Source organism: Pseudomonas sp. PA-4-8C (assembly GCF_021606625.1).
Lineage (GTDB): Bacteria > Pseudomonadota > Gammaproteobacteria > Pseudomonadales > Pseudomonadaceae > Aquipseudomonas > Aquipseudomonas lactis.
The window spans coordinates 1-5,689 of sequence record NZ_WKCD01000320.1; the positions used below are offsets into that span (position 1 = coordinate 1).

Consider the following 5,689-nt stretch of genomic DNA (forward strand, 5'->3'; position numbering starts at 1 on the left):
GGCCAGGCCCGTGCTGTTACTCGGGCGGGGGCATCGCAGGTGCGCTGATGCAGGTTGACCGTGACTTCTCCCTCCCGCTCGCCGGATTTTTCTGTCGAGTCAACGACTTAACAACTGTATACTTGGCCGCTGACCAACCACACGGGCATTAGACAACGATGCATGGCAAGCCATTGCGCCTTTGGGTAGAACACTAAGCGAGCGGTCGTACAGCCTCGCCGTTCGACTCTGCGGTGCAGCTAATCATTCCTCTGTTGGGTTCGGCCATAGTTGTGTGACGTCCTAACCAGGTGTGCGTCGATGAGTAGGTGGGCAATTTTGGTCACCGGTGCCAATGGCATTGTTGGCAGTGGACTTTGCCGCATCTTTGCTTGATGCGGGTGTGTTTGATGTTCGCGCGGCGCTACGTAGCAGCGGCGGAGCATTGGCTGCGGGCGTGGAGCCGTTTACGGTCGGGGAGCTGAGTAGCGAAATGGCCTGGGGAGCTGCCCTGGCCGGGGTTCATGTGGTGATACACACAGCAGTACGTGTGCATGTGATGAACGAAACTGCCGACAACAGCCTTGACGAATTTCGACGGATCAATGTCCAAGGTACCCTCGACTTGGCACGTCAGGCCGCTGCAGCGGGCGTTCGCCGGTTCATCTTCATCAGTTCGATCAAAGTAAATGGCGAGCTTAGCCGGCCCGGTAAGGCGTTGACCGCCGATGACGTTCCGGCACCGCAGGACCCGTATGGGGTCTCCAAGCACGAGGCTGAGCAGGGGCTGTTCGAGCTAGCGTCTGCAACCGGTGTGCACGTGGTAGTGATTCGTCCGGTGCTGGTATACGGGGCTGGCGTCAAAGCCAACTTCCACAGCATGATGCGCTGGGTTCAGCGCGAGCCGCCTTCGCCGCTAGGAGCCGTCGATAACTGGCGCAGCTTGGTCGCGCTGGATAATCTGTTCGACTTGATTGTGACCTGCATTGATCATCAGCGAGCTGCCAACCAGATATTCCTGGTCAGTGACGGCGATGACGTATCTTTGACCCAGCTATTGCGGGCACTGGTCCGGGCGCTCGGGCGGCCGGCCTGGCTGATTCCGCTCCCGGCGACTATGTTGAGGCTGGCGGCGGTGATGGTTGGTCGGCGAGATCCTGGTCAGCGTCTGCTGGGTTCTTTGCAGGTCGACATTACCAAAAGCCGCCAACTGCTTGGTTGGAAACTTCCTGTCACACTTAGTCAAGGCCTGGAATAGGCCTCTCGATCCTTGCTGGATGATCAACCATGATGTGGTTGATGTTCGCGGCCGCCGCCGCTTCGTTGCTGATGACTGCAGCGCTGCGCTGTTATGCGCTGTCGCGCAGCCTGCTGGATATTCCCAATTCCCGTAGCTCTCACACCTTGCCCACCCCGCGCGGTGGTGGTCTAGCCTTTGTCGCTGCCTTCATAGCGGGGGCATTGTGCCTCGGTTGGGCCGGCACGGTAGATACTGAGTTGGTCACCGGCGTAGTGGGCGTTGGTAGCCTGGTGCGTTGATCGGCTTCATGGACGATCACGGTCACATCGCCTGAATACTTTCGGGTGTGTATCGTGGTTGATACCACCTTCACGTTGGGGAGACGATTGCTGCGTGGCGATAAGTCTACGACGCCCATCGCAGCCATGCTTATCAGTACGCGTTACGCCAGCATGGCAGTCACCGAGCGGCAACTCTGGCGGTGGCGTTGATAAGCTGTGCTGGCTGTTGCCTGTAGCTTTCGTAGTAGTAGTAGTAGTAGTAGTAGTAGTAGTAGTAGTAGTAGTAGTAGTAGTAGTAGTAGTAGTAGTAGTAGTACCGGTTGAATCCACAGCCAAAGCAGTCACTCGGATGTGTTTTCCTCATCCATCAAAGTATGGCCTGCGTATGCCACCTTCAGAAGCTTGCTGCCGCCGTGCTCATGGGGTATCGAAAGAACTCCAATAAAAATACGGGCTTGATTAGGATAATCGTAGGGATATTAAAACTAAAAATCAGAATAATTTCATTGTAAAATAAAAGCTTATTTTTTTATTCGAGTCCAGGTCGTGGAGCCAGATAGAGAAAAGCCTGTAGAGATACAGGCTTTTTTTTGCTTGGGATTTGACCCAGCAATCCAAACGCTTAGCGCGCTTAGCATGACGCCATCTCTAATCCTTCGATTCAGAGGTAAGGCCAATGAACGTCGCTGCAGTCGTTTCAACCAAAGGCGGGCCGGGGAAAACCACGGTTGACGCCAATCTAGGCGCGTTCTGCGCCGACGCGGGTCTTCGGACCTGATCCATTCGAATGATCCGATAAATCAGCTTGGAAGTTTGCTGCTTCATGCTGCTGATGGACGCTTTCGCCTGAAGAATTTGATATCGGCGTTCGCTCAGGATTTCGATTTGATCCTTGTCGACACCGGAGGGAAAAGGCATGTATAGGCAGCTTCGAGGGTGTCGCCTAAGCGGCTGCCCAAGTCGCCGAAGCTCGCAGGTTGCTCTAGATAGACAGCTTCATACCAAGCGCACTCTGTGAAGACGACTGGCAGTTTGAACCGTTGAGTTTGCAGCGAGGTGAGGTTTACGAGTTTCGTGTGTCTCTCCGAAAAAGCTCAAAGCGGAGAGACACGTCGCCCGTACGGGGAGTGTTCCCCGCATGGGCTGAATAGGTATGAATCAGGACACGGACATGGCCGATGTCTTAGAGCTAATAGGCCACAGGTTGGTTAGTGATGGCTGAGGGTGTCGCGATGGATCAAGAAGTGACGACTTTCCCGTAAACCTCGTAAAGGCTCTTCAAAATGGGGAAGCCAAAACAGAGAACCAGGAGCCAGAATTGCCAACGAAGCACCGTTATGTTTGATTCTAGTTTTGACACTGAGCTTTGAAATTGACTGGCTTGGCGTTCGACCAGTGTTCGCAAATCCGCGCCTTGCTCCTTAATCAAGGCGGTGAGGTCAGTACGTAATGCAGTGATCGAACCCTGAAGGTGCGACTCGGTACGCTCTAAGTCGGATATTGAAGCGAAATCTTTCACATCGTCCTCCCATGCATCTACAACAGCTTTAGCTTTGTTATTTGGCACACTGATGGATGTCAGCGCGTCATATAAGGCAAGCGATAGTTTCATCATGTCTCCTGCGATTGGCAAGTGACGTAGAGACCCCACCTGACGGCAGGCTCCCGTCACAGTGAGGGTTGGTGCATTCGGTCGGCGAGAATGTCGACGACTGTCCGCGCTACCGAATATTTTGCGAACTACAGCTGATCAACACGGATAGCGTGGTGACCTTCAAGATCCATGTCACCTCGGCAAGTGCTGTCTACGACAGCGAACCAGTCCAGATAATCGACTTAAACGTTATGGCGATCCAGTCAGACGTTTCTTGGAATCTTGTAGGAAATGTGCGGCATCTAGTGAACTGCGCGTTCTGGACCCGTTGGAGGGAGCTAATGACAGCCAAATTGATCCGATTTGCCTGTGGCTCCGCCTTAGATTTATGACTGGTGTTCTGTAAGTCTATCGCTGTAATTACTCTTACAAGGCTTTGCGGCATCCCCCCTCGTGAAAATCGGCGTGACAAACACCGAAGTCACCCGCAACGGCGATACAGATAAGGGGGCTGCAGCCCACGCAATGGAGTGCACCTGACTGACAGTCAGGCATGGCCCGGTCATCGCTTCACGGCCTTCACCCGACTCAGGATCTCGCGGCGCCGGTTTCGTCAGCCAATGCAGTCTCCACCCGCCCGCTTCTGCGCAAGTGAGCCACCGGCATGCGGCTGCGCGAGGCCATTTTTTGGCCGGCTTAACGCGCTTAAAACGTGAGGCCGAGCACTACGGCAAGATCAACATCCAAGATGGCACTTACAGGCTCAGGCACTGCTGTTACGGAAACTGCCCGGTGTAATGCCGACTACTTTTTTGAAGGCCCGGGTCATGTGGCTTTGATCGAAGAAGCCGCAAGTGAATGACGCTTCTGCGAGACTGGACCCGGTGCGCAGCAGTTTTTGGACCTGGGCGATTCTTTTCTGGATTTGATAGCTGTGGGGGGAGATGCCAACGCTTTTTTTGAACACCCGGATCAGGTAAAGAGGCTCGAGGTTCACCAGTTGCGCCAGCTCTTCCAGCGACAGATGTTTGTCGAACTCGTCTTCGAGCTTCTTCTTGATCTTTTGCACGGCGTGCTGCTCAGCCGCACTGACTGGTTCGATGGGCGCTCCGCTGCGCTCGAAAAGCTCTGTCACCAGATCCAGAAGGATAGTTTCCCGCTCAAGGCTGGGTGGGGATTTTTCAATGAGTTGATGCTGATGCAAAAAGATGCGGGCGAAGTCGGGGGCCTGGCTCAGAGCTGTTTGAAAAAGATGAATATGATCCTCTGAAAAGCGCCCTTGAAACACTACGCGATTGACCCATTCGGGGTCGATATAGAGCATTCGATACATCCAGCCCTCATCGTGGCCTGGCAAGCCGTCGTGGATCTCCCCAGGGGTAATGGTGACCACACTGCCAGCGACACCCATGTAGTAACTGCCGCGATAAAATAGCTTTTCAACACCGCTACTTATAACGCCGATAGCGTATCTGTCATGTGAATGTCGGCCGAAAGATTGGGTGCTATAACGCGCAGATAGCAACTCGCAGTCGCCTTCGGGTATACGCCAGAATTGAACAAAATCCTTATCTTTTTGAGGGGCTTTTTCACTGCGAATCCCGTCCATCCATTGTCCAGTTTTGTGCAATACGTATGAAAAAAAGGTCGCTAAATTTAGCACCTATTTCATAAAACAAGCTAGGGGATGCGATGTCTACAAAACTGGTAATTGGGGATTTTAATAAGTCGTCATGGTCATTTCGTGCGTGGCTGGTTCTTGTGACAGCCGACGTTTCGTTTGAAACCCTTCAGCTGAAACTGGAACAGAGCGACACCCGCCAGCAAATCCTCGAACACTCGCCTTCTGGCCGAGTCCCGGCACTGTTACTCAATGGCATAGTGATCAACGACAGCCTGGCCATCAGCGAATACGTTGCCGACGCCTATCCTGGCGCCAACCTCTGGCCCCAGGACCCGCAGGTCAAAGCACTCGCGCGCGCCGCAGCGGCGGAGATGCACTCCGGCTTCACGCACCTGCGCACACAGATGTCGTTCGGCCTGAACACCGGTGATACCCCTGAAACGCTTACCGCCCAGACGCGTGAAGAAGTCATGCGCGTGTTCGATATCTGGAACAACCTGCGCGCGCTGAGCGGTTCGAAGCAGTTCCTCTGCGGCGACTTCGGCATTGTCGATGCCATGTTTGTTCCGGTGGTATTTCGTTTCCGTCGTTATGGCATTGCCATACCGGCACAACTGCAGGGATATGTCGACAACATCCTGGCGTATGCACCGGTACAACAATGGTTGAAGCTGGCGGCACAAGAAGTTTAAAGAACAGCACTACCGATATCGATTAAAGATAACGACAAACAACTTTTGTTGACCGCATGCAGGAAAGACCTCAGGGGCTTTTCTGCTTTGCTGAGTCTGACTTTTGTAATAAATGGGGATAAAGCTGTGAGCGTTCATAACGTTAATACCAGGGCGGCGGCAAAAACTGAGTGCAACACCTGACCTTTCCGGTAGGGTGTTGCCATGTCTTATCACGAACTCAGCGTTGAAGAACGCTCCGATATCCAGGTCAGTCTGCTGCGTGGCATGAGCCAGCGC

Annotated in this window: 4 protein-coding genes and 4 pseudogenes; 5 read left to right on the forward strand and 3 right to left on the reverse strand. The window is 53.7% G+C overall.

Translation table 11 applies throughout. The annotated features are described in order from the left end of the window. Positions 1 to 300 precede the first annotated feature (300 nt). From GIW04_RS27015 to GIW04_RS27025, 3 pseudogenes are all read left to right on the forward strand, one after another. Positions 301 to 1,237, forward strand: a pseudogene (locus GIW04_RS27015) (NAD-dependent epimerase/dehydratase family protein). 29 nt (positions 1,238 to 1,266) lie between these two features. Further along, positions 1,267 to 1,756, forward strand: a pseudogene (locus GIW04_RS27020) (hypothetical protein); the annotation flags it as partial. A 420-nt stretch (positions 1,757 to 2,176) separates the two neighbouring features. Then, positions 2,177 to 2,421: pseudogene (locus GIW04_RS27025) on the forward strand (ParA family protein); the annotation flags it as partial. 316 nt (positions 2,422 to 2,737) lie between these two features. Here GIW04_RS27025 and GIW04_RS27030 read toward each other — a convergent pair. Next, complete coding sequence (locus GIW04_RS27030; RefSeq protein WP_032896053.1) at positions 2,738 to 3,112, reverse strand: hypothetical protein; 375 nt, start codon at positions 3,110 to 3,112, stop codon at positions 2,738 to 2,740. 637 nt (positions 3,113 to 3,749) lie between these two features. Between GIW04_RS27030 and GIW04_RS27035 the strand changes: the two are divergent. After that, positions 3,750 to 3,850: pseudogene (locus GIW04_RS27035) on the forward strand (integrase domain-containing protein); the annotation flags it as partial. 7 nt (positions 3,851 to 3,857) lie between these two features. On the opposite strand, the gene GIW04_RS27040 reads toward GIW04_RS27035, so the two are convergent. Beyond that, positions 3,858 to 4,703: a helix-turn-helix domain-containing protein gene (locus GIW04_RS27040; RefSeq protein ID WP_120248385.1), complete on the reverse strand. Its 846-nt coding sequence runs from the start codon at positions 4,701 to 4,703 to the stop codon at positions 3,858 to 3,860. 83 nt (positions 4,704 to 4,786) lie between these two features. Between GIW04_RS27040 and GIW04_RS27045 the strand changes: the two genes are divergently transcribed. Continuing rightward, entirely contained in the window at positions 4,787 to 5,410 is a 624-nt protein-coding gene (locus GIW04_RS27045; protein WP_032896056.1) for a glutathione S-transferase family protein, read from the forward strand. 9 nt (positions 5,411 to 5,419) lie between these two features. On the opposite strand, the gene GIW04_RS27050 is transcribed toward GIW04_RS27045, so the two are convergent. Then, a partial coding sequence (locus GIW04_RS27050; RefSeq protein ID WP_236349091.1) for a hypothetical protein occupies positions 5,420 to 5,689 on the reverse strand: 270 nt, incomplete at its 5' end.